We start from the raw sequence: 23435 nt of genomic DNA, 5'->3' as shown, positions 1-23435 counted from the left end.
CCGGCATGGTCGGCGCCGCAGTCGCCGCGGCGCCGGTCGCCGCGCAAGAGGCGCCCAAGCCGGTCAACCTGCCGCAGGTGACGGTCACCGGCGACAGCGGTTTCAAGGCGGAAAGCTCGTCGTCGATCAAGAATCCCGAGCCGCTGCGCGATACGCCGCGCTCGATCACGGTAATTCCGCAGGAAGTCATCCAGAGCACCGGCTCGACCACGCTGACCGACGTGCTGCGCACGGTGCCGGGCATTGCGTTCGGCGCGGGCGAGGGCGGCAACCCGGTCGGCGACCGGCCGTTTATCCGCGGCTATGACGCGCAGGCCAGCACTTTCCTCGACGGCTTCCGCGATATCGGCGCGCAGTCGCGCGAGCTGTTCAACGTCGAGAATGTCGAAGTGACCAAGGGCCCGGCCGGCGCCTACGACGGGCGCGGCTCCGCCGGCGGCAGCATCAATATCACCAGCAAGGCGCCCCGGCTGGGCAATTTTGCCGAAGGCAACATCGGCGTCGGCAACGCGCAGTACGTGCGCGGCACCGCCGACGGCAACTGGCAGTTCGCCGACCACGCGGCGTTCCGCCTCAACGCGATGTTCCACGACCAGGACGTCGCCGGGCGCGATGCCGTGCACCAGAAGCGCTGGGGCGTGGCGCCGTCGGTGGCGTTCGGCCTGGGCACCGACACACGCCTGACGCTGTCGTACTACCACATGCAGACCGACGACATCCCCGACGTCGGCATCCCGTACAACAACCCGGCCTTCACTGCGCGCCGCGACGGCCGCCCGCGCACGCGCCAGGCCGGCGACGGCTCGCCGGTCAACGTGCCGCGCAGCACCTACTACGGCCTGCTCGACCGCGACTTCCGCAAGGACCAGGCCGACATGGGCACGATCCGCTTCGAGCACGATTTTTCGCCGGCGCTGAAGTTCCGCAACCAGACCCGCTTCTCGCGCACCAACCAGGACTACATCTACACGCAGCCTGACGACAGCAAGGGCAACATCTACTACGACCTGCTCTGGCGCCGCGTGAACACCCGCTATTCCACCGCGCGCACGGTGGCCAACCAGACCGACCTGTCGGGCGAGTTCCTGACCGGTGCGATCAAGCACAAGTACGTCTTCGGCGTCGAGTTCTCGCAGGAAAAAAGCGAGAACGACACCTACAACGTCGACACCGGCAACAGCAGCTGTCCCAACGGCGCGGGCGCGGCCGGCGGCTACAACTGCACCACGCTGCTCAACCCCAACCCCAACGACCCGTGGCGCGGCAGCATCGCGCGCGCCAACAACCCGACCAACGCCAAGACCAACACGGCGTCGGTGTACCTGTTCGACTCGGTCGAGCTGAGCAAGCAGTGGATCGTCAACGGCGGCGTGCGCTTCGACAGCTACCGCACCAGCTTCACCGCGGCGCGCGCGGCCAATGGCTCGCGTGCGGAATACTCGCGCGACGACAACCTGTTCAACTACCAGCTGGGCGTGGTGTACAAGCCGGTGGAGAACGCCAGCTTCTACGTGTCGTACGGCACCTCGTCGACTCCCGCCGGCGCGTTCCTGGCGCAGGGCTCGGACCCCAACGGCCTGGCCCCGGACCGCAGCGGCAACCGGGGCGACCAGCTCGCGCCGGAAAAGAACCGCTCGTTCGAACTGGGCACCAAGTGGGACGTACTGAAGAACCGCCTGGCGCTGACCGCGGCGATCTTCCGCATCGAGACCACCAACGCCCGCATCGTGCAGCAGGACGGCACCGCCGCCATGGCCGGCAACAAGCGCGTGGACGGCTTCGAGCTGGGCTTCTCCGGCAACGTGACCGACAAGTGGGCCATGTTCGGCGGCTACACCCACCTGAAGAGCGAACTGCGCAACAACGGCGGCGCCGGCGCTGCCTTCGGCCTGAGCGACGGCCAGTCGTTCCCGAATACGCCGGACGACAGCTTCAGCCTGTGGACCACGTACCAGCTGCTGCCCAACCTGACCATCGGCGGCGGTGCGTACTACGTGTCGAAGATCTGGGGCAACGAGGGCACCAACAAGTGGGTGCCGTCGTACTGGCGCTTCGATGCGATGGCCGCATACCGCATCAACAAGAACGTGGCGCTGCAGCTGAACGTGCAGAACCTGACCGACAAGACCTACTACAGCCAGGCCTATACCTCGCACTATGCGACCGTGGCTCCGGGCCGCACCGCGGTGCTGAATCTGAACCTGCGCTACTGAGCGCGGCGGCCGCCCAGGCCGCACTGCGCACCGCGGCACGCGGCCAGCTCCGGTTGCGTGCCGCTTTGCCTTTCAACCGAAGCTCCTTGTATGGATACCCTGCCCTTCCGCGTCGCCACGCCGGTCGAACTCGAACAGCTCGGTCCCGCGGGACTGCGCGACAAGCTGGCCGGCCCGCCGCAGCAGGCGCTGCCGTGGCTGGGCGGCGCCGCGGTGGCAGGCCAGCTCGATGCGCAGATGGTGCTGGGCCAGTGGTTCCTGGCCGGCCATGGCGTCGCGCGCGACCCGGTGCAGGCGTTCGCGTGGTTCAAGCACGCGGCGCACGCCGGCCATGCGGGCGCGGCCAACCTGGCCGGCCGCTGCTACGAGAACGGCTGGGGCACCGCGCCGGATGCGCGTGCCGCCGCGCACTGGTACACGCTGGCGGCGGAGCGCGGCTCGGACTGGGGCATGTACAACCTGGCCACGGCGCTGGTGCTGGGCCGCGGCATCGCCGCCGACCGGCGCGCCGCGCTCGGCTGGTACCAGCGCGCGGCGGCGCTGGGCCATGCCAAGTCGCTCAATATCCTCGGCGGCTTCCACGAAGACGGCTGGGAGGTGGCGCAGGATCCGGCGCGCGCGGTCGCGTACTACCGCCAGGCGGCTGAAGGCGGCGACTTCCGCGGCCAGTTCAACTATGCGCGCATGCTCGCGCTGGCGGGCCGCGAAACCGAAGCGCAGCAGTGGATCCGGCTGGTGCCGCAGACCGCCACCGAGGCCTTTATCGACAAGATGCTCGCGTTCCTGCGCGACGCGCCGCGGCCGGCGCTGCAGCGCCTGTACGCGCATGCCAGCGAGGCTGCGCAGTCGGTGCAGCCGGAACCACTGGCCGCGGCCTGAGCGCAGTGAGGGTTCAGGTCACGCGGAAGCCCACCTTCAACGTGACCTGGTAGTGCGCGATCTTGCCGTTCTGGATATGGCCGCGCGTTTCCACCACTTCGAACCAGTCGATGTTCTTGATGGTCTCGCCGGCCTTGGCGATGGCGCTCTGGATGGCCTGGTCGCAGCCGTCGGGCGAAGAGCCGACGATCTCGACCAGCTTGTAGGTGTGGTTCGTCATTGCCTCTCCTTGGCGGCCGCGGCCGCATGGGTTGCATCCATCATAGGCGCCGGCCGCGGATAGTCCCAAGGCTGCGGCGCGACCCCGCGCGCCCCACAGATCCTGTTACACAATCCCGCTTTGCCAGTGGCGTATGCGGCTGCTACGCTGCGTTCCCGCCCCGGACAGGTGCGGCGCGCGGCGCGCGCACGCTGTCCCGCACGTGTCCTTTACCGACGCCAAGATCCGCCGTGACTTATCGCTTCATTCGCCGGGCCGTGCTGGGCCTGGGCCTGGCCGCCGCCGTGTCGGCCTTCACTTCGTTCAGTCCCTTCGCGCTGCTGGCGCACGCGCGTTCGACCTCGACCTTCGACCAGGTCTCCGAGACCATCGCCAACAGCATTAGCGAGACCTTCAACGAGGCCGTCGCCAACCACTTCCCGTCGCGCACCGGCAAGTCCGCGCAACCGGCCCAGCCGCCCGACGCCAGGCCGCTGCCGGCCAAACCCTTTGCCGATGGCAGCGGCTACACGCTGTGCTTCGTGCCGGATGGCGCGAGTTGCCAGGCGCTGCTGATCAATGCCATCCGCAGCACGCGGCAGCGCCTGCTGATCCAGGCCTATTCGTTCACCAGCGCGCCGATTGCCGAGGCCGTGGCGCAGGCGCACCGGCGCGGCGTCGACGTGCGCGTGATCCTCGACAAGAGCCAGCAGAGCGAGCGCTATACCAGCGCCACCTTCCTCAAGCACGCCGGCGTGCCGGTGGTGATCGACAACAAGCCCGCGATCGCCCATAACAAGGTGATGGTGTTCGACGACCAGGCGGTGTTCACCGGCTCGTTCAACTTCACCAAGTCGGCGCAGGAGCGCAACGCCGAGAACGGCATGCTGATCCGCGGCGACGCGGCGGTGGTCAAGGCCTATACCGACAACTGGCACAAGCGCTACCGGCAATCGCGCGCGTACTGAAGCGAGCGCCGGCCTGCACGATGCGGCGCGCAGTGGCACACTGGCGGGCTGACAATGCGGCAATCCTTGCCCAGCCTCTTCCGGAGAACCCTTCGCCATGACAGACATTCCCGACAGCCAGTGGATCCGCGTCGACACCGCCGCGGGCAGCTTCGATGCCTACCTGAGCCTGCCGCCGGCGGGCGTGCAGCCCGGCGCGCCGGGCATCGTGCTGCTGCAGGAGATCTTCGGCGTGAACGAGCATATCCGCGCGGTGGCCGACCAGTACGCCGCCGACGGCTATGCCGTGCTCGCGCCGGACGTGTTCTGGCGCCAGGCCCCGCGCGTGCAGCTGGGCTACGAGGGCGACGACATGGCGCGCGCCATGGCCCTGCGCAAGGCCGTGGACGTGTCCGCCGCGCTCGACGATATCGCGGCCACGGTGCAGGTGCTGCGCCAGCATACCGGCGCCGGCAAGGTGGCCGCGGTGGGCTACTGCTTCGGCGGCCTGCTGTCGTACCTGAGCGCGGCGCGCGGCCTGGTCGATGCCGCCGTGCCCTACTACGGCGGCGGCATCCAGAACCAGCTGCAGGAAGCCGCCAACATCCGCGTGCCGGTGCAGTTCCACTACGGCGCGCTCGACGCGCATATCCCATCCGACGCCGTGCAGGCCGTGCGCGACGCGATGGCTGGCAAACCCGCCACCGAAATCCACGTCTACCCGCAGGCCGACCACGGCTTCAACTGCTGGGCACGCGGCTCCTACCACCAGCCCAGCGCCGCGCTGGCGCACGGGCGCGCGCTGGTGTTCCTGTCGGCAGCGCTGTAGTCCGCCTGTCCGTCCCGTGCCGGCTTGCCACGGCAAGCCGGCACGCCTTATCCTCGGCGCTTGGCTTCAAGACTTGCTGGACCCCAACCATAACAATGGAGACCACCATGCAGTCAGAGCAGCAGCGCGCCCTGCGCAACACCATCCCCGACGCCATTGCCCGCGCGGTGCGGCGCAGTCCGGACAAGACCGCGATCCGTTTCGGCGAGCGGTGCTGGAGCTACCGCCAGCTCGATGACGCCAGCGCGCGCGTGGCCGGCGCGCTGGCGCAGTGGGGCCTGCGTCCCGGCGACCGCGTCGCCGCCTTCGGCAAGAACTCCGACGCCTATGTGCTGCTGTGGCTGGCCTGCCTGCGCAGCGGCCTGATCCATGTGCCGGTGAATTTCTCGATGACGCGGGCCGAGGCGGAGTACATCGTCACGCAATCGGGCGCCAGCGCGATCTTTGCCGACCCGGCGCTGGCCGAGCGCGTCGACGGCCTGCCGTGCAAGATCCGCGGCACGCTGCACGGCGGCGATGGTCGCACCGATATTCTTGCCGCGGCCGCCGACGGCCCCGCCGTGCCGGTGTCCGACGCCCTCGCCGAATCCACGCCCGCGCAGATCCTGTACACCTCCGGCACCACCTCGGCGCCCAAGGGTGCGGTGCTGACGCATCGCGCGCTGCTGGCCGAATACGTCAGCACCATTGCCGCCTGCGATATCCGCGCGTCCGACTATTCACTGGCCGCGCTGCCGCTGTACCACTCGGCGCAGATGCATGTGTTCCTGATGCCGCTGCTGCTGTGCGGCGGCACCACGCTGATCGCCGACAGCCCGGAAGCCGGCTACTGCCTGCGCACCATCCACACCGAGCGCATCACCAGCTTCTTTGCACCGCCGACGGTCTGGATTGCGCTGCTGCGCCATGCGGAGTTCGATCCGGCCCGGCTGGGTACGCTGACCAAGGCCTACTATGGCGCCTCGATCATGCCGGTGCCGGTGCTGCTGGAGCTGCAGCAGAAGCTGCCGGCGCTGCGCTTCTACAACTGCTACGGGCAAAGCGAGATCGGGCCGCTGGCGACGGTGCTGGGACCCGACGAGCACGCCGCGCGTCCGGCCTCGGCGGGGCGGCCGGTATTGAATGTCGAGACCCGCATCGTCGATGAATCCCTGCAGGACGTGCCGCCGGGCGAGCTGGGCGAGATCGTGCATCGCTCGCCGCAGTTGCTGACGCACTACTGGGACAAGCCGGAGCAGACCGCCGAGGCCTTCGCCGGCGGCTGGTTCCATTCCGGCGACCTCGGCTACATGGATGCCGAGGGCTACCTGTATGTGGTGGACCGGATCAAGGACGTGATCAACTCGGGCGGCGTGCTGGTGTCGAGCCGCGAAGTGGAAGAGTGCCTGTACACCCATGGCGCGGTGGCCGAGGCAGCGGTGTTCGCGCTGCCGCATCCGAAGTGGGTCGAGGCGGTGACGGCGTGCGTGGTGCGCAAGCGCGGCCACGACCATGCCACCGAAGACGAGCTGATCGCGCATGCGCGCCAGGCGCTGGCGCCGTTCAAGGTGCCCAAGCGCATCGTGTTCGTCGCGGACCTGCCGCGCAATACCGCCGGCAAGCTGCTCAAGCGCCAGCTGCGCGAGGATTACGCGCAGCTGTTCGGCACCGACTGACGCGCTCAGTACGGCACGGCCACGCCGTTCTCGATGCGGACGCGGTCGCCGATGCGCATCTGGTAGGCGTTGGACTGGGTCAGCGTCAGGTAGGCGTTGTCGCTGGTGCGCACGCGCACGCGGTAGGCCGGGGCACTGGTGCCGGTGCGCTTCTCGACTTCGTTGCCGGCTACCGCTCCGGCCACGGCGCCGCCGATGGTCGCCACGGTATTGCCGCGGCCGCCACCCACCTGGTGGCCCAGCAGCCCGCCGACGATGCCGCCTACCACGGCGCCGGCGCCGCTGGTCGACGGCGGCTGGCCCGGCACCACCTCGATACCCTCGACCCAGCCGTAGCGCACGCCATAGGCCTGGTTGCCGTAGCCGTTGCCATAGCTGCCGTCCTGGTACGACGGCTGCGGATACGGCTGCTGCGGATACGAAGACTGCGGGTAGTCCTGCTGAGGATAGCCTTGTTGCGGATAGCCTTGCTGCGGATACCCCTGTTGCGGATAGCCCTGCTGCGGGTAACCGCTGATGGTGGTGCCACTGCCGTAGCCCGTGCTGCCATAGCCGGTGTTGCCATAGCCGCCGCCGTAGCCCCCGCCATACCCCGCGCCATAGCCGTTGTCGTAGCCATACGGCGTGGCACACCCGGCCAGCGCACCGGCGCCAAGCACCGCAAGCACAACCGAACGAAAGGGGATGGACATGTCAGGACTCCTGCGCGCTGCGCGTGTTGGGGAATGCGCGCGAGTCTAGGGCCGCCGCCGGCCAGCGGGTGTCACCGGAGCTTGTGATTGGTAACCGCCTGTAACGGCCTGCAGTGCAGGCGTGGCGCCCGGCGGCGTTCAGCCGCGCTCCGCGCCATCGTCGTTGAACTGCGTGATGCGGGCCACGCGGAACGCGCCGCGCAGCGATTCGAGCTCGGTCCGGTGCAGCATCGCCAGCCGGTTCAGGTAGCGCTCGCCCTTGGCGGTCAGGTGCACCTGCACCACGCGGCGGTCTTCGGGATTGAGCCGGCGCTTGACCAACCCGGCGGCCTCGCTGCGATTGACCAGCGCCACCACGCCGTGCTGCTTGGCCTGCAGGCGCTCGGCCAGTTCACCGATCGAGGCCCAGTCCTTGTCGACGCAGCCGCGGATATGCAGCAGCAGCAGGTATTGCTGCACCGTCAGCCCTTCCGCGCGCGCCGCGTCTTCGGAAAACCGCAGGAAGCGGCGCAGCTGGTAGCGGAAGTCGGACAGTGCCTCGAAGTCGGCCTTGCTGAGCGGGGCGGGTTGCGGCGACGAGGCTGACTTGCTGGGCATGGGCGGCAAAAAACGCGAAAGGGAATGAAGGCGCGGCAATCCGCGCACGCCCCCTGCGGGGCGCTCGCAATTATAGGGGCCGCGCGGCACACCGGCAGCCGATCCCGGTTTGCGCCGTGCGCGCGCTCGGCTATGGCAGAATCTGTGCGGTTGCAGACACCTTCACCCGTCACCGGAAAACGCACCGATGTTCTCGGAAATCGCTCTCTTCCTGCTGGATACCGTCTTTACCCTGTTCGGCATGGCGCTGCTGCTGCGCGTCTGGATGCAGCTGACGCGGCTGCCCACGCGCAACCCGGTCTCGCAGGGCGTGTTCCAGATCACCGACTGGCTGGTGCGGCCGCTGCGCCGGATCATCCCGGGCGTGGGCGGCATCGACTGGGCCACGATCCTGGCCGCGTGGCTGACCGCGGTGGTGTTTCTGGCTCTGGTCGCGCTGATCAGCGGCATCGACCTGCCCGGCTTCGTTCCCGCCATGCTGCTGACCGCCGTGCTCTATGTGCTGAAATGGGCCATCAGCCTGGTGATGTGGGTCACGCTGCTGATGGCGATCCTGTCGTGGGTCAACCCGCATTCGCCGATCACCCCGGCGATCGACCACCTGACCGCGCCGGTGCTGCGCCCGATCCAGCGCGTGGTGCCGCGCCTGGGCGGCTTCGATATCTCGCCGCTGGTGCTGTTCGTGATTGCGCAGATCCTGCTGATGGTCCTCGCCCGGCTGGGCGCCGGCATCATCGGCCTGCACTGACGGCAGCCGGGGCGCACGAGCGGCGCAACGCCTTCACCGACTGCGCCCCTCAGCGCCCCTCAGCGCCCCCTCAGCGCCCCTCAGCCCGCCGTACGCGCCTCTCCCGGTGCCAGCCCGTCCGCCGCGGCATCCGGCCCGGCGTCCCGCGCCGTCTCGGCATCGCCTTCCGGCGGCAGCTCCGACACCATCATCGATTCGATCGCTTCCATGAAGGCGCGCACCTTGCGCGGCTGCAGGCGCCGGTCCGGCAGCAGCGCGAACACGCGCAGCGGCGGCAGCGGATAGTCGGGCAGCACGCGCACCAGCCGCCCCTGCGCGACCTCGGCCTCGCAATAGATCACCGACAGCCGCGCGATGCCCAGCCCCGCCAGCGCGCCCTGCAGGCGCAGTTCGGCGTTGTGGGTCTGCATGCGCGGGCGGATCGGCACCGATACGGTCTGGTCGTCGCGGGTGAATTCCCACACCGTGTCGCCGGGCGTGGTCAGCGTCGGCATATTGGCCAGGTCTTCCGGGCGCAGCTGCGCCGGCAGGCTGGCCGCCAGCGCCGGCGCGGCGAACAGGCCGCGCTCGACGTGGTAGATCCGGCGCGCCACCGTGCCGGAATCCGGCAGGTCGGCGTCGACGATGACAAAGGCCACGTCGAAGCCGTCGCGGATCGGGTCGACCAGGCCCTGGGTGATTTCCACCGCCACATCCAGCGCGGGGTGTGCCGCCAGCGTGCGGCAGATCACGCCGCCGAGCTGCTGCGCGCCGAATTCATAGGGCGTGGCGATGCGCAGCACGCCCTGCACGCGCTCTTCGCGCGCCAGCGTTTCCTGGCGGATTTCGCGCAGCCGCGCGAACAGCGGCGCGACGTCGCGATAGACCGCCTTGCCGGCATCGGTGAGGCGCATGCGGCGCGTGGTGCGCTCCAGCAGCTTGGCGCCGATGGCGGTTTCCAGCCGCGCCACGGCGGCCGACACGCGCGACTTGGGACAGTCGAGCTGCTCCGCCGCGGCCGTGAACGTGCCCTGCTCGACCACGCAGCAGAACGCCTCCCAGTCATTCCATTGGATTGTTTCGTTCACCGGACAATGTTTCCCTGACAACCTGTAGTTCTCAACGGTGGGCCTACATTATGCTTGAGCGATGCAACAAACGCCTGTCCCGGCCGGATCGGACGCGCTAGCCCCAGCCATTCCGGCCATTCCAGCCCCCGCCGCCCCCGGCACCGCTACCCCCCAGCGCCAGCGCATGCAGCTCGCCAGTCACCCCGAGATGGGTCACTGGCGTCTTTCATTGTTCGGCCTGACGCTGGGTCTGGTGACCGGCATCGACTTCTCGTCCACGCTGATGATGGGCGTGGCCAGCCAGCATATCCAGGGCGGCGTCGGTGCCGCGCCGGAGGACTACCTGTACGCGATCTCGGCCTACGCCGCCACCGCGGTGCTGATGAATATGGTGCTCGACCAGGTCGCGCGCCGCATTACGTACAAGCGCTTCACCATGGTGTCGCTGCTGGTGTTTATCGCCGGCTCGGTGATCTGCGCGGAGTTCGCCAGCCCGGCCGGGCTGATCACCGGCAAGGCGGTGCAGGGGCTTGGCGCGGGCGGCCTGTTCGCGGCCTCGCGCATCCTGGCCCAGCTGGTGTCGACGCCGGCCGAGCGCGCGCCGCTGATGCTGCGCTTCGGCGGCGGCTCGTTTTCCATGCTGGCGATCACGCCGTGGCTGACCAGCATCTTCCTGGACGACATCGGCTGGCGCGCGGTGTTCCTGTTCCAGGCCGGCATTGCGCTGCCGGTGCTGCTGTCGGTCGCGCTGACCTACCCCACGCGCGCGGCGCGCGATCCGCATCCGCCGGTGTCGACGCTGGACTGGCCCGCCGCCATCGCCGCCGCGCTGGGCGCGCTGGTGTTCCTGCATACGCTGCAGGAAATGCGCTACACGCGCTTCTTCAGCTCGCTCGAGATGCCGCTGGCCGCGCTGTGCGGCGTGGCGCTGTTTGCCTTCAGCGGCTGGCGGCTGTATCGGCATCCGGACCCGTGGATCGACTTCTCGCGCCTGGCCGGGCGCCAGTACCTGTACGGGCTGGGCTTCTACACGCTGTACTACCTGCTGTCGTCGGGGTGGTCGTTCCTGCTGCCGACGCTGACGCAGACCGGGCTCGGGCTGACCTTCCGCACCACCTGCATGCTGCTGTCGACCAGCGGCACCGTGTCGGCCATCGGCGCCGTCGTGATCACGCTGGGCATGGCGCTGGTGTTCCGCAAGCGGCGCGTGATCGCGATCGGCTTTATCGTCTACGCCTGCGCGGCGATGCTGCTGTCGACCCAGCTGATGCCGGGGGCGCCGGACTACGCGCTGGTGCCGGTGGTGCTGCTGGAGGGGCTGACGCCGGTGCTGCTGATGGTACAGGTGGCGTCGATGACCTACCTGGAAGTGCCGGTCGAGGATTTCTCGCACGCCTACCAGTTCAAGAACGTGTGCAAGCAGATTGCCTCGGCGATGGGCACCGGGCTGGCGAGCGTGTTCATGCAGGACGGCCTGGCGCAGCACCGCACCCACCTGGTCGAGCACATCACCCGCTTCAACCCGGCGCTGCAGATGCCCGACGCGCTGTCCGCGGCGGGACTGGCCAAGATCTCACAGGAAGTCGACCGGCAGGCGACGCTGCTCGCCGGCATGGACCTGCTGCATGGCTTTGCCGCGCTGTGCGTGGCGGCAGGGGTGTTCGTGCTGGTGCAGCGCAGCTTCCGCTAAGGGCCCGGCCCTGGCCGCCGCGGGCCGGTCCGGCCCCGGCACTGGCGCAATGCCGGCATTTCCTCTACCCTTTCGGCCTTTCCGTGCCAATCCGGCGAACCACGCCGGGCTACGCAAGATGGCCAGTCCCACCGATTCCCGCCAGACCCCGCCGCCAGCATCGCCGACCGCCGACAGCGCCGCCACGCCCGAAAAGCCGAGCGACAGCTATGTGCAGTCCTTTGCACGCGGGCTGTCGGTAATCCGCGCCTTCAACGCGCAGCACCCGGCCCAGACCCTGACCGAAATCGCCCAGGCCAGCGGCCTGACGCGCGCGGGCGCGCGCCGCATCCTGCTGACGCTGGTGGGGCTGGGCTATGTGCAGGCCGATGGGCGCCTGTTCCGGCTCACGCCCAAGATCCTCGACCTGGGCTTCGCCTACCTGACCTCGATGCCGTTCTGGAACCTGGCCGAGCCGATCATGGAGACGCTGTCGCAGCAGGTCCATGAAAGCTGCTCGATCTCGGTGCTGGACGGCACCGAGATCGTCTACGTGCTACGCGTGCCGGCGCGCAAGATCATGACCATCAACCTGTCGATCGGCAGCCGCCTGCCGGCGTATTGCTCGTCGATGGGACGGGTGCTGCTGGCGGGCTTGAGCGAGCCCGAGCTCGACAGCGTGCTGCGCGCCACCGAGCTGCGCGCGCGCACCGGGCGCACCGTGACCGACGTGGACGCGCTCAAGGCCATCGTCGCCGACGTCCGCCAGCGCGGCTGGGCCCTGAACGACCAGGAGCTGGAGGAAGGGCTGGTATCGCTGGCCGCGCCGATCCGCAACCGCGCCGGCCACACCATCGCCGCCATCAACATCAGCGGCCAGGCCAACCGCACCAGCGCGCAGCAGATGCTGGAGCGCTTCCTGCCGCCGCTACTCGAGGCTTCCGAGAAGATCTCCGGGCTGGTCGGGCTGCGCACCTGAGCGCAGCCACGCCGGATCAGACCACGGCGGGCAGCTCGACGCTGCCGAACTCGGCCGAGCGCGTGCCGTCAAGCGGCCGGTTGCTGGCGCCGAAATACGCGAACGCCACCGACAGCTTGACCGCGTTGGACACATTGCGGCCGGCCGCATGGAACAGCCGGCTGTCGAAGCACAGCACGTCGCCGCGGTGCAGCGCCAGCGGCTGCGCGGCATCCAGCAGCGGCTGGCTGGCCGGGTGCGCTTCGATCAGGAATTCGGCCGGGTCCAGCTGGCCTGGCTCCAGCTTCGCCTGGTGCGAACCCGGGATGACGCGCAGCACGCCATTGCGCTCGTCCTCATCGCCCAGCGCCAGCCACACCGTCACCAGTTCCGGCCGCGCAAACGACCAGTAGCGGGTATCGCGATGCCAGCCGGTCTGGCTGCCGTAGTGCGGATGCTTGGTCATCACGCAGTTGTGATGCGCCAGCGTGATGCGGGCGGGCTCGCCCAGCAGGGCCTGCACGACGGCGACCAGCTTCGGATCGCTGGCCCAGCGGCGGAATACCTCATCCCGCCCGTAGGCCTGGCGCAGGCGCCTGACCGTGCCGCCGCCGGCGGCATCGCGCGTGGCCGGGGCGCCCGGATAGCCGAGGTCGGCCTCGAACTCCACCGGCGGCACCGCCGCGGCGAGATGCTGGCGCGTCACCGCCTCCAGCGCCGCACACACCGGCTCGTCGGCAAAGCCGCGCAGGATCACGAAGCCATTGGCGTGGAAGGCCTGCACCAGGCGCGGCAGCGCGCCGGCATCGGCGGACAGGGTGGAAGCGGGCATGTCGGCGCAGGGATCCAGCGAGGTCATTGCAGCAGGCGCGGCGCACGGCCGCGTGAAGAGGCGGAAACAGAAACAGGGGCCGCGGTGGCCCGACAGGCTCATGATGCCAGAAGCGGCGCCATCTGGCGCAGGCGCCGCATCCGTAGCCTGCACTCCGCTCCGGCTAGCGGGCACGTGCGTACGGCAACAGACGGTCGCGCCTGCGGTGCGCGCCGCTACAATGCGCTGGTCTTTGCCCGATAATTCCTGCATCCACCGCGATTTTTTCAGGCTCTGCGCCGAGGTCCCACGTGACTGCACGCCCCCGCATCGTCGCTTCGCTGGCCGAGGCCCAGGCCCAGCTGGGCCGCATTGTCCTTGGCAAGCCACAACAGGTGCGGCTGGCACTGGCCTGCATGCTGGCACGCGGCCACCTGCTGCTGGAAGACGTACCGGGTGTGGGCAAGACCACGCTGGCGCATGCGCTGGCGCGCACGCTGGGTCTGCACTACCAGCGCGTGCAGTTCACCAGCGACCTGTTGCCGGCCGACCTGATCGGGGTGTCGGTCTTTGTCCGCGACGCCGGCGAATTCCGCTTCCACCGCGGCCCCGTGTTCGCGCAGGTGGTGCTGGCCGACGAGATCAACCGCGCGCCGCCCAAGACCCAGAGCGCGCTGCTCGAGGCGATGGCCGAGGGTCAGGTGACCCATGACGGCGCCACGCATGCGCTGCCGTCGCCGTTTTTCGTCATCGCCACGCAGAACCCGCTGGAGCAGATCGGCACCCATGCGCTGCCCGAATCCCAGCTGGACCGCTTCACCATGCGCCTGTCGCTGGGCTACCCCGACCCCGCCTTCGAGCGCGTGCTGTACCTGGGCGGCGCCGGCGCGGCGGAGCTGCCGCCGGTGATGGATGGCAGCCAGGTGCTGGCGCTGCAGGAAGCGGCCGCGCAGGTGTACGCCAGCCCGGCGCTGGTCGATTACGTGCTGGCGCTGGTGCAGGCCACGCGCAGCCACGGCGGCTTTGCCGCGGGACTGTCGCCGCGCGCCGGGCTGGCGCTGCTGGCATGCGCGCGCGCCTGGGCCCTGCTGGCGCAGCGCGACCTGGTGCTGCCCGAAGACGTGCAGGCGGTGTTCATGGCCGTGGCCGCGCACCGCCTGTTGCCGGCCGGTGCCGGCGGCCACGCCGCCGTCGACGGCCAGCTGGCCGCGCTGCTCGCCAGCGTGGCGATCCCCTGAGCGCCATGGCGGCGCGCAAGGGCGTGCTCGGCGGCACGCCACGCCTCGCCCGGCGCCGCGCCGCCAGCCGCCGCCCTGCCGGTGGTGCGGGCGGCGTGGTGGTGCTGGACCGCCGCCATCTCTACATCCTGCCTACGCGCGGCGGCGTCGGCTTTGCGGTGGTGCTGGCCGCGATGCTGATGACCTCGCTCAACTACAACATCAGCCTGGGTTTTGCGCTGACCTTCATGCTCGCCGGTATCGGCATGTCATGCATGTGGCTGGCCTACCGCAACCTGCTCGACCTCGCCGTGGCCGCGGGCCCGGTGGCGGCGGTCCATGCCGGGCAGGATGCCGTGTTCCACCTGCGCGTCGACTGCCGTGGCGGCGATGCGCGCATCGGCATCGAGGCGCGCCTGTCCGCCATGCCGGAAGTCACCGCCGCAACGCTGACGCTGGATGCCAATGCCAGCGGCATGCTGGCGCTGCACGTGCCGGCGCCACGGCGCGGCCGCCTGGTGCTGCCGCGGGTCACGATCGCCAGCCGCTTTCCGTTCGGCCTGTTCCATGTCTGGAGCCATGCGGACCTGGAAGTGTCGACGCTGGTCTACCCCGCGCCGGAAGCCGACGCCCCGCCACCGCCGCCCGCGCACCGCCCCGACCATGGCGACGACACACACGCTGCCGCCAGCACAACGCACAGCGAAGACGGCATCGACCAGCTGCGCCGCTACCGCAGCGGCGACCCGCTGCACCGTATCGCCTGGAAGCACAGCGCGCGCACCGGCCGCTGGCTCAGCCGCGCCGGCGATCCGCCGCGGCAGCCGGCGCGCTGGCTGGACTGGCACGCGCTGCCCGCTGGCATGGAGTCCGAGCCCCGGCTGTCGCGGCTGTGCGCGTGGCTGCTCGCCGCCGGCGACGAGGCCGAGATCGGCCTGCGCCTGCCCGGCATCGAACTGGCGCCGGCGCGCGGCGCCAGTCACCGGCGCGCGTGCCTCGAGGCGCTGGCCTTGTGGCCGCAGCGTCCTGGCACAGCGCGCGCTGCGGAACCCGCATGAAACCCGCGCCTCGTCCGCTGCGGCATGAAGACCACGGGCTGCTGCTAGGACAGCTGGCGCTGGTGCTGGCGCCGCAGGCACGCACGCTGCCGGTGGCGGTCAGCCTGCTGCTGGTGCTGTTGCTGGCGTGGCGCTGGCTGCTGTGGCGGCGGCGCGCGCCATTACCGTCGCGCTGGATGCTCGGCACCACCGCGATGCTGGTGCTGCTGGTGGCGTGCGCGCTGGTGTGGCAGGACGGGGGCGGCATCGGGCGAGAGCTGGCGGTGGCGTTGCTGGGCGCCTTTGTCATCCTCAAGCTGCTGGAATGCCGTGCGCTTTCGGACGCAACGCTGGTCACGCAGCTGTCGTTCTACCTGCTGCTGACGCTGTACCTGTCCGACCAGCCGTTCTGGCTGGCGCTGTACAGCCTGGCGATCGGCGCCTGGGTGCTGCGCAACTGGCTGTTGCTGCATCACCCCGAGGCGCGCAGCCGGCTGGCGATCTGGCCGCTGCTGGGCCGCATGGCGCTGCTGGGCTTGCCGTGGGCGCTGGCGCTGTTCGTGCTGTTCCCGCGCCTGGAGCACCCGCTGTGGCAACTGCCGCAATCGGCGCAGAGCGGCACCACCGGCATCAGCGATACCATGCGCCCGGGCAGCGTGGGGCAACTGATCCGTTCGTCAGAAATCGCCCTGCGTGCCGACATTGCGGGCCCGCCGTTGCCGGCGTCCGCGCTGTACTGGCGCGCGCTGGTGCTGTGGGAATACGACGGCACCACCTGGCATCCGTCGCGGCTGCGGCGGCAGCAACTGGTCCCTGCAGCCGGCGCCGGCGGCGCGTCGAATATCGACATCAGCATCACGCTGGAGCCCAGCCGGCAGCGCTGGCTGTTCGTGCTCGACCGTGGCCAGGCGCTGTCATCCGGCGCGGATGCCGCCGTCACGCCCGACGGTGAATTCATGGCGCGCCGGGCGGTGGACCAGCGCATCCGCTATCGCACGCAGTCCACGCTGTCGCCGCCGGCGGAATACCTGACGCCGGCCACGCTGCGGCTGGCACTGAGCCTGCCGCCGGGCAACCCGCGCGCCCGCGCCCTGGCCGCGCAATGGGCACAGCGCCATGCCGATCCCGCGGCGCGCGTGCAGGCCGCGCTGCGGCTGTTCGCGGCAGCACCCTTCGCCTATACGCTCACCCCGCCGCCGCTTGGGGCCGAACAGATCGACAGCTTTGTGTTCGACACCCGGCGCGGCTTCTGCGAGCACTACGCCAGCAGCTTCGTGTTCCTGATGCGCGCAGCCGGCGTGCCGGCGCGTGTGGTCACGGGCTACCAGGGCGGCGAGTACAACCCCATGGCCAATCACTACGTGGTGCGCCAGTCCGATGCGCATGCCTGGGCCGAAGTCTGGCTCGACGGCCGCGGCTGGATCCGCGTGGACCCGACCAGCGCAGTCGCGCCCAGCCGCATCGAGCAGGGGCTGGATGCGGTGGTCGGCAACGAAGCCGCCGACTGGCGTCCGTCGCGGCAGCCGGCCTGGCTCAAGGATTTGCGCTGGGCCTATGAGGGCATGGTCTACACCTGGCAGCGCTGGGTGCTGCAGTACGACCATGCGCGCCAGCAGCGGCTGCTGCAGGCGCTCGGCACCAGTGCCGGCGCAGGACCGTTGCTGGCGGCGGTGCTTGGCCTGCTGTGCCTGCTGGCGCTGGTACCGCTGTGGCGGCGGCGCGCGCCCGCGGATCCGGTCGGCGCGGCCTATGCGCGCTTCTGCGCCGTACTTGCCCGCCACGGCTGCACGCGCGCGCCGGCCGAAGGCCCGCAGGACTTTGCGGCGCGGGCCAGCACGCAACTGCCGCGCGCCGGCGCGGCGATCGCCGCGGTCAGCGCCGCCTATGTCAAGCTGCGCTACGGCAACTTGCCGGCCGAAACGCGGGCGCAGCTTATGGCGTCGATGCGGGCGGGCATTCGGGCGGTCGCGGCAGCATTGCGCCGGTAACGGGCAGGCGCCGGCGATATTAGCTACACCTGATATAATTACGTTTGTAACTATATCGGACGCAATCAATCCGCCGCCTGCCATGTCTTTCGAGCAACGCATCGACCGCTTTTGCGCCAGCCATCCCGAAGCCCCGCGCGACCTGATCCTGGCCTCGCGACTGCTGTTGCGTACCGCGCGCCTGCTGCGCGGCCATATCGACCAGGCCCTGGCGCCCTTTGAACTGGATATGAACCAGTATCTGGTGCTGAGCATGCTGGCCGCCGACGAGGACGAACCGAGCATGCCGTCCGAACTGGGCGACGCGCTCGATGCCACGCGTACGCAGATGACGCGGCTGCTGGACGGCCTGGAAACGCGCGGACTGCTGCGCCGGCGCGCCTCGGCGAGCGACCGGCGCAGCCTGGAGCTGACCCTGACACCGGCCGGCCGCCGGCTGCTCGAACGCGCCGTCCCGGCCGTGCATGCTGCATACGGCGAAGCCTGGGCGCCCCTTGGCGCAAGCGGCCTGGCCAGCGCCACCCGCAACCTGAGCTTGCTGCACCAGACCGTGGAGACGCTGCAAGCATGAATCCGCGATCGCCCTGGCGGCCGCTATGGCGACTGCGCGCAGGCATGCGCTGGCTGCGCTGGCTGAGCCGCCGGCAGCGCCAGACCCTGCTGATGGTGCTGCTGGCGCTGACCACGGGCGTGGAGTTCCTCGAGAACATCATGTTCGTGTTCGCCTCCAGCCATATCGTCGGCGGCCTGGATGCCGACCCGCGCAGCTTTGCGCTGGTGCAGGCGGCCTACGCGGTGGGCAGCATGCTGATGATCCTGAAGCAGCAATGGCTGTCGCGCCGCTTCGGCTACCGTCATTACCTGACCGGCGCGCTGCTGCTGTTCATGGCCGGCACGGTGGTGGCCGCGACCAGCCATGCACTGCCGCAGATGGTGGTGGCGCGCTTTATCCAGGGGCTAGGCGGCGGCGCCTTGTTCACCAGTTGCCGCATCCTGGTCAATGTGCTGTTCGGGCCGACGGAGCGGCCGCGCGCCTCGCGCATCTTCATGATCGGCATCTTCTCGGCCTCGGCGATGGCGCCGGCCTTCGCCGCCGGACTGATCGAGCATGGGGTCTGGCAGGACGTGTTCTACGGCGTGCTGCCGTTCGCCGCGGTGGCAACGCTGGGCGCGTGGCTGCTGCTGCCGGATGCCGAGCCGCGCGCCAGTGCCGACGGCCCCGCGCTCGGGCCGCTGCTGCTGTTCGGCGCCGGCATCGTGACGTTGCAGGCGGCGCTGACCGAGGCGCGCTTCGACGTGTTCTCGCACCCGCTGCGCCTCACGCTGGTGGCCGCCGCCGGGCTGGCGCTGCTGGCGCTGTTCCTGTGGCACCAGTGGCACCACCGCACCCCGGTGCTGCACCTGCGCGCGCTGCGCCAGCCGGTGGTCCTGACCGGCCTGGCGATGTACTTCGTGTACTACATGATCAGCAACCTGAGCGGCTACCTGTTCCCGATCTATGCGGAGCAAGCGCTCAGGATCCCGCTGGCCACCACCGGCTGGCTCAACAGCTTCGCCGCACTGGTCAGCCTGGCCGGCATCTTCGTCTACCTGCGGTTTGCGCCGCGGCTCGCGCGCAAGAAGCCGCTGATGGTGGCTGGCCTGGTGCTGATGGCCGCCACGGCGTGGTGGTTTTCGCGCATGCCGCCCGACGCCGGGCCGCCGGCATTGGCGTGGGGACTGATCGGCAAGGGCCTGTTCGGCGTGCTGGTGATCATTCCCATCGCCGGGCTGACGTTCCGCGCGCTCAGCCCGGATGCCTTTGCGCACGGCTACCGCAGCAAGAACCTGATGCGGCAGATTGCCAGCTCCTTTGCCTCTGCGCTGGGTGCGGTGCTGTTGCAGAACCGCCAGTTCGCGGTACACGACAGCCTGCTGCACGCGCTCGGCCAGCGCCCGGCCGAGGCAGAACAATGGATCGCCGGGATGCAGGCGGCGCTGGCCGCGCGCGGCTTCGATGCGGCGCAGGCACACCAGGGTGCGCTGGCGCAGCTGAGCGCGCAAATCGCGCAGCAGGCCACACTGATCGCCTGCGAGGACATCTATCGGCTGATTGCCGTGCTGGCGCTTGGCGCGGCTGCCTACATGCTGTTGCAGCGGCGGCTTGCTTGAGCGCTGCGTGCGCCGCCACGCCGGGGCCAGCACTGCGCTGGCCATGGCCTGCCTTGGGGACTGCAGGTACAACCGGGAAGATCAGGGAGAAGCGAAGGCACCGCGCGCGAAGGGTGGGCGCGGACGGGTCGCAGTGCCGGCGAACGCGGCACCGGCGAAGATCCTGCTCAGAACAGCGACAGCTGGCGCATGCCGAAACCGATGGTCTCTTCCACGCGCGCGCGCGCGTGGGCCAGCGAGCCTTCCGCGCCGGAGTAGTTGCCGGCGGCCCAGTGGTAGACCACCGGAAGCTCGCCGCGCTCGGACAGGCGCACTTCGCCAAGCTTGTCGCCGCGCTCGTTGCGATAGAAGTGCGAACGGTAGCCGCGCTCCCAGTGCGGGGCGACCTCTTTCTTGCGCCGCCGGGGCTTCGGCGCGGAGCCGGTGACAGACGTCGTGGACGTCAGTCGCCGCGCTCTATCGGTACCCGGCATCGGGGCACGGGTGAAATCCAACTGCATAGACTTCCTCTTTGTCGATTCAGCAGAACCAGGGCCGGCGGGGGCTGCCGCCGCATGCTTCGTGCATCGCAGTCGAGATGATACCTGCTGGCGCGCTTTCTGTAAGCAGTTCGTTGCGCTGAATCCCGCCTCTGGCAAGGCTTAGCGGGCCGTATACCCGCACGTATACCCACTCGTAAACGTGTCGGTATACGTGCGGGTATACGGCCCGCGAGGACGTCAAAGCCTTGCTGGTTAACGACTTGCGGGCACGCAGCGGTGCCCGCGAGCATCAACCCAGATCGAGCGGAATGAAGATGCGCGCATCGTCGCGCTGCACCAGCAGCGCCACCTGCTTGCCCGACTTGCCCACCAGCGTGCGAAGCTGATCGACCGATGCGATCGGCGTGCCGTTGAGCGACAGGATCACGTCGCCGGGCTGGATGCCCACGCGCGCGGCGGGACCGGTCACGTCCTCGACCACCAGGCCGCCTTCGATGCCGCTTTCGCGCTTCTCCGCCGGCGACAGCGGGCGCACCGCCAGCCCGAGCCGGCCATTGGCCTCCTTGCCGCCCGCTTTTTGCGCCACCGCCTGGTCCCGCGCGGTGCCGATCGTCACCGACAACGTCATCGGCTGGCCCTTGCGGATGATCTTCAGCGAGCTCTGCGTGCCCGGCTTGATATCGGCCACGTGTTCCGGCAGGTCGCCCGAATGGTCGATCACGTCGTTGTCCAGCTGCACGATGACGTCGCCCGGCTTCAGGCCCGCGCGCGCGGCCGGACTGTCAGGCTCGACCGAGTTGACCAGCGCGCCGGTCGGCTTGGGCAGGCCGAACGACTGCGCCAGCGCCTGGTTGACCTCCTGCACGCTGATGCCAAGGCGCCCGCGCGTGACCTTGCCATGCGCCACCAGCTGCTGTTGCACCTTGGTCGCCACGTCGATCGGGATCGCGAACGACAGGCCCTGGTAGCCGCCCGTCTGGCTGTAGATCTGCGAGTTGATGCCGACCACCTCGCCGCGCTGGTTGAACAGCGGACCGCCCGAGTTGCCGGGATTGACTGCCACGTCGGTCTGGATGAACGGCACATAGGTGTCGTCGGGCAACGAGCGCGACTTCGCGCTGACGATGCCCGCAGTCACGGTGTTCTCGAAGCCGTAAGGCGAGCCGATCGCCAGCACCGGCTCGCCCACGCGCACCTGCGACGGATCGCCCAGGCGCACGGTCGGCAGGTCCTTCGCATCGATGCGGATCACCGCCACGTCGGTCTGCGGATCGGTGCCGAGCACCTTGGCCTTGAACTCGCGGCGGTCGGTCAGTTTGACGGTCACTTCCTGCGCGCCGTCGACGACGTGCGCATTGGTCAGGATCAGGCCGTCGGGGCTGACGATAAAGCCCGAGCCCTGCCCGCGCACCAGTTGTTGCGGGCCGCCCTGCGGCCCCTGGAACTGCGGGCCGAAGCGCTTGAAGAACTGGAACAGCGGGTCTTCCGGATCGATGCCGGGCGGCATCTGCACCGACGTGCGCTGGGCGCGCGCAGTCACGCTGATATTGACCACGGCGGGTCCGTACTGCGCGACGATGCCGGAGAAGTCCATTGGCCTGGCGGCGGCAGCCACTGGCTGGGCGGCCGCTGCCACCGGCGGAGGAGCCGCGTAGCCCGCGGTGATGACGTCTCGCTGCAGATAGGCATAGCCGCCGCCGAGCGCGGCCAGCGCTGCGATACCAACGGCGGTGCGAGCAATGGTCTGGCGCATCATAGGTGTTCCTTTCCTTTTGGCATCTGGCGTCGGCACGATGCGACGCAACACCGTCATGCTAGCGACCAAGACTTAAAACAGACTTAAGGCTTGGGGTCCAACGTCCCGCTACGTGCCATCCGATCGGGCGCACAAAATTTATCTTGCGCACAATCTAATTGCGTCTAATATATCGACATGGAACGCGACAACGAACCCGCCACCGACTGGCTTTTGCTGGACCACCAACTATGCTTTGCGCTGTATTCGAGCTCGTTGGCGATGACCAAGCTGTACAAGCCGCTGCTAAGTGAGCTTGGGCTTACTTATCCACAATATCTGGTCATGCTGGTCTTGTGGGAGACGGAAACGATGTCGGTCTCGGAACTCGGCAACCGCCTGGCGCTGGATTCGGGCACGCTGACACCATTGCTGAAGCGGCTCGCGGCGTCAGGTCTGGTGACCCGCACCCGGGACGCGGCTGACGAGCGCAGGGTCCTGGTCAGCCTGACCGACGCCGGCCGTGCGCTGCGTCGGCGCGCCGAGAGGATTCCTGAACAGATGTTATGTGCCACGCAATGCCCGGTCGAAGAGATCCAGGCGCTGACGCGGCGCTTGCATGCACTGCGGTCGACGCTAGAACAAGCGCGGACCGATTCCAGCTTGCCGGACTGACGGCAGGTATTGATGATGGCGCCCCTGAGGGCAACCAAACCGGAGCCTTAGATGAAACTCGAGAAAGTCGTATATACCGCCCATGCCACCGCCACCGGCGGCCGCGATGGCCGTGCCACCACGTCCGACGGCCAGCTCGACGCCAAGCTGGCGGTACCCAAGGAAATGGGTGGTGGCGGCAACGGCCTGAATCCGGAGCAGCTGTTTGCTGCCGGCTACTCGGCCTGCTTCCTGGGTGCGATGCGCTATGTCGCCAGCCAGCAAAAGATCAACGTGCCCGCCGATGCATCGATCCAGGGCGCGGTCGGCATCGGCCCGATTCCGCAGGGCTTCGGCATCCAGGTCGAACTGAAGATTTCCTTGCCGGGCTTCGAACGTGAAGCGGCCGAGAAGCTAATCGAGCAGGCGCATCAGGTGTGCCCGTATTCGAATGCGACCCGCGGCAATATTGACGTTACGCTGACCCTGGTCTGAAGCGGCAAGCCAAAAAGAAACGGCCCGCATCGCGCTTGCGATGCGGGCCGTTTTTCTTGATATCACTTCGCCGGCTGCTCCGAGTCGTGCAGCGTCAGCTGGGCGCAAAATGATCGCTTCTGCGCTGAACTCATACGCTTGATTTCGATTTCCGCCTTCAATGCTTCCGACTTGGTGGCGAAGCGCATCTGGCCGAGCACGCGAATCGGCTTGCGCGAACGCGTATATTTGGCCCCTTTTCCGGACTGGTGTTCGGCAAAACGGCGGGCCACGTCCGTGGTGATGCCGGTATAAATGGAATCGCCGTTGCATTCGAGCAGGTAGAGATACCAGGCGCAGTCAGCTGACATGGGCGGATATGGTGAACTGCGGGAATGGTATTACGGCGCTACGGCAATGGCGAGCGCAGCGTTTTGGCCGCGCCAAAGAC

23 protein-coding genes are annotated in these 23435 nt (G+C 68.9%); 15 read left to right on the top strand and 8 right to left on the bottom strand.

Annotated features, from left to right (window positions below; all coding sequences use genetic code 11):
• Positions 1-5 precede the first annotated feature (5 nt).
• Positions 6-2213, top strand: coding sequence for a TonB-dependent receptor (locus tag A2G96_RS21510; RefSeq protein ID WP_231909717.1), 2208 nt, complete (start codon positions 6-8; stop codon positions 2211-2213).
• Between the two features lie 90 nt (positions 2214-2303).
• The gene (locus tag A2G96_RS21505) at positions 2304-3092 is read left to right on the top strand and encodes a tetratricopeptide repeat protein (RefSeq protein ID WP_082819063.1); all 789 of its coding nucleotides are present in this window, start codon (positions 2304-2306) and stop codon (positions 3090-3092) included.
• A 13-nt stretch (positions 3093-3105) separates the two neighbouring features.
• Here A2G96_RS21505 and A2G96_RS21500 read toward each other — a convergent pair whose 3' ends face one another.
• The gene (locus A2G96_RS21500) at positions 3106-3312 is read right to left on the bottom strand and encodes a dodecin (protein ID WP_018004776.1); all 207 of its coding nucleotides are present in this window, start codon (positions 3310-3312) and stop codon (positions 3106-3108) included.
• Positions 3313-3542: 230 nt separating this feature from the next.
• Here A2G96_RS21500 and A2G96_RS21495 point away from each other — a divergent pair, with 230 nt between their 5' ends.
• The 3 genes from A2G96_RS21495 (at position 3543) to A2G96_RS21485 (ending at position 6722) form a co-directional block, all read left to right on the top strand.
• On the top strand, positions 3543-4259 hold the full coding sequence (locus A2G96_RS21495; RefSeq protein ID WP_174549322.1) for a phospholipase D family nuclease: 717 nt from the start codon (positions 3543-3545) through the stop codon (positions 4257-4259).
• A gap of 97 nt (positions 4260-4356) precedes the next feature.
• Positions 4357-5067, top strand: a complete 711-nt coding sequence (locus tag A2G96_RS21490) for a dienelactone hydrolase family protein (protein ID WP_062802281.1) — start codon at positions 4357-4359, stop codon at positions 5065-5067.
• A 107-nt stretch (positions 5068-5174) separates the two neighbouring features.
• Positions 5175-6722 (top strand): acyl-CoA synthetase, encoded by a 1548-nt coding sequence (locus A2G96_RS21485; protein ID WP_082819062.1) that lies wholly within the window; start codon positions 5175-5177, stop codon positions 6720-6722.
• A gap of 5 nt (positions 6723-6727) precedes the next feature.
• Here A2G96_RS21485 and A2G96_RS21480 read toward each other — a convergent pair whose 3' ends face one another.
• The gene (locus A2G96_RS21480; protein WP_062802279.1) at positions 6728-7414 is read right to left on the bottom strand and encodes a glycine zipper 2TM domain-containing protein; all 687 of its coding nucleotides are present in this window, start codon (positions 7412-7414) and stop codon (positions 6728-6730) included.
• A gap of 138 nt (positions 7415-7552) precedes the next feature.
• Entirely contained in the window at positions 7553-8011 is a 459-nt protein-coding gene (locus A2G96_RS21475; protein WP_062802278.1) for a MarR family winged helix-turn-helix transcriptional regulator, read from the bottom strand.
• A 187-nt stretch (positions 8012-8198) separates the two neighbouring features.
• Here A2G96_RS21475 and A2G96_RS21470 point away from each other — a divergent pair, with 187 nt between their 5' ends.
• Positions 8199-8759, top strand: coding sequence for a YggT family protein (locus tag A2G96_RS21470; RefSeq protein ID WP_062802277.1), 561 nt, complete (start codon positions 8199-8201; stop codon positions 8757-8759).
• 80 nt (positions 8760-8839) lie between these two features.
• Here A2G96_RS21470 and A2G96_RS21465 read toward each other — a convergent pair whose 3' ends face one another.
• On the bottom strand, positions 8840-9826 hold the full coding sequence (locus tag A2G96_RS21465) for a LysR family transcriptional regulator (RefSeq protein ID WP_062802276.1): 987 nt from the start codon (positions 9824-9826) through the stop codon (positions 8840-8842).
• 61 nt (positions 9827-9887) lie between these two features.
• Between A2G96_RS21465 and A2G96_RS21460 the strand changes: the two genes are divergently transcribed.
• Both A2G96_RS21460 and A2G96_RS21455 read left to right on the top strand, forming a co-directional pair.
• Positions 9888-11498, top strand: a complete 1611-nt coding sequence (locus A2G96_RS21460) for an MFS transporter (protein WP_062802275.1) — start codon at positions 9888-9890, stop codon at positions 11496-11498.
• Between the two features lie 118 nt (positions 11499-11616).
• Positions 11617-12456, top strand: coding sequence for an IclR family transcriptional regulator (locus tag A2G96_RS21455; protein WP_062802274.1), 840 nt, complete (start codon positions 11617-11619; stop codon positions 12454-12456).
• Between the two features lie 16 nt (positions 12457-12472).
• On the opposite strand, the gene A2G96_RS21450 is transcribed toward A2G96_RS21455, so the two are convergent.
• A complete protein-coding gene (locus A2G96_RS21450) occupies positions 12473-13294 on the bottom strand; it encodes a phytanoyl-CoA dioxygenase family protein (protein ID WP_062802273.1) in 822 nt (273 codons plus the stop codon).
• 263 nt (positions 13295-13557) lie between these two features.
• On the opposite strand from A2G96_RS21450, the gene A2G96_RS21445 reads away from it, so the two are divergent.
• From A2G96_RS21445 to A2G96_RS21425, 5 genes are all read left to right on the top strand, one after another.
• Entirely contained in the window at positions 13558-14484 is a 927-nt protein-coding gene (locus tag A2G96_RS21445) for an AAA family ATPase (RefSeq protein ID WP_062802272.1), read from the top strand.
• Positions 14485-14489: 5 nt separating this feature from the next.
• Entirely contained in the window at positions 14490-15521 is a 1032-nt protein-coding gene (locus A2G96_RS21440; protein ID WP_062802271.1) for a DUF58 domain-containing protein, read from the top strand.
• A complete protein-coding gene (locus A2G96_RS21435) occupies positions 15518-17488 on the top strand; it encodes a transglutaminase TgpA family protein (protein WP_062802270.1) in 1971 nt (656 codons plus the stop codon). Before A2G96_RS21440 ends, A2G96_RS21435 begins: the two co-directional genes overlap by 4 nt.
• Before the next feature lie 82 nt (positions 17489-17570).
• The gene (locus A2G96_RS21430) at positions 17571-18059 is read left to right on the top strand and encodes a MarR family winged helix-turn-helix transcriptional regulator (protein WP_062802269.1); all 489 of its coding nucleotides are present in this window, start codon (positions 17571-17573) and stop codon (positions 18057-18059) included.
• Positions 18056-19639: an MFS transporter gene (locus tag A2G96_RS21425; RefSeq protein WP_062802268.1), complete on the top strand. Its 1584-nt coding sequence runs from the start codon at positions 18056-18058 to the stop codon at positions 19637-19639. Before A2G96_RS21430 ends, A2G96_RS21425 begins: the two co-directional genes overlap by 4 nt.
• 167 nt (positions 19640-19806) lie before the next feature.
• Here the strand turns inward: A2G96_RS21425 and A2G96_RS21420 are convergent, their stop codons facing one another.
• Positions 19807-20139 carry a hypothetical protein gene (locus tag A2G96_RS21420; RefSeq protein WP_062802267.1) on the bottom strand — a complete coding sequence of 111 codons (333 nt, stop codon included), beginning with the start codon at positions 20137-20139 and terminating at the stop codon, positions 19807-19809.
• Between the two features lie 271 nt (positions 20140-20410).
• Positions 20411-21877, bottom strand: a complete 1467-nt coding sequence (locus tag A2G96_RS21415) for a DegQ family serine endoprotease (protein ID WP_062802266.1) — start codon at positions 21875-21877, stop codon at positions 20411-20413.
• A gap of 177 nt (positions 21878-22054) precedes the next feature.
• Here A2G96_RS21415 and A2G96_RS21410 point away from each other — a divergent pair, with 177 nt between their 5' ends.
• Both A2G96_RS21410 and A2G96_RS21405 read left to right on the top strand, forming a co-directional pair.
• The gene (locus tag A2G96_RS21410; RefSeq protein WP_062802265.1) at positions 22055-22531 is read left to right on the top strand and encodes a MarR family winged helix-turn-helix transcriptional regulator; all 477 of its coding nucleotides are present in this window, start codon (positions 22055-22057) and stop codon (positions 22529-22531) included.
• A 51-nt stretch (positions 22532-22582) separates the two neighbouring features.
• Entirely contained in the window at positions 22583-23005 is a 423-nt protein-coding gene (locus tag A2G96_RS21405; protein WP_062802264.1) for an organic hydroperoxide resistance protein, read from the top strand.
• A 62-nt stretch (positions 23006-23067) separates the two neighbouring features.
• Here A2G96_RS21405 and A2G96_RS21400 read toward each other — a convergent pair whose 3' ends face one another.
• Positions 23068-23355, bottom strand: a complete 288-nt coding sequence (locus A2G96_RS21400) for a GIY-YIG nuclease family protein (protein ID WP_062802263.1) — start codon at positions 23353-23355, stop codon at positions 23068-23070.
• Between the last annotated feature and the right edge of the window lie 80 nt (positions 23356-23435).

Origin of the sequence: Cupriavidus nantongensis (genome assembly GCF_001598055.1) — a bacterium.
Classification (GTDB): domain Bacteria; phylum Pseudomonadota; class Gammaproteobacteria; order Burkholderiales; family Burkholderiaceae; genus Cupriavidus; species Cupriavidus nantongensis.
This window is presented reverse-complemented; position numbering and strand designations above follow the sequence as displayed.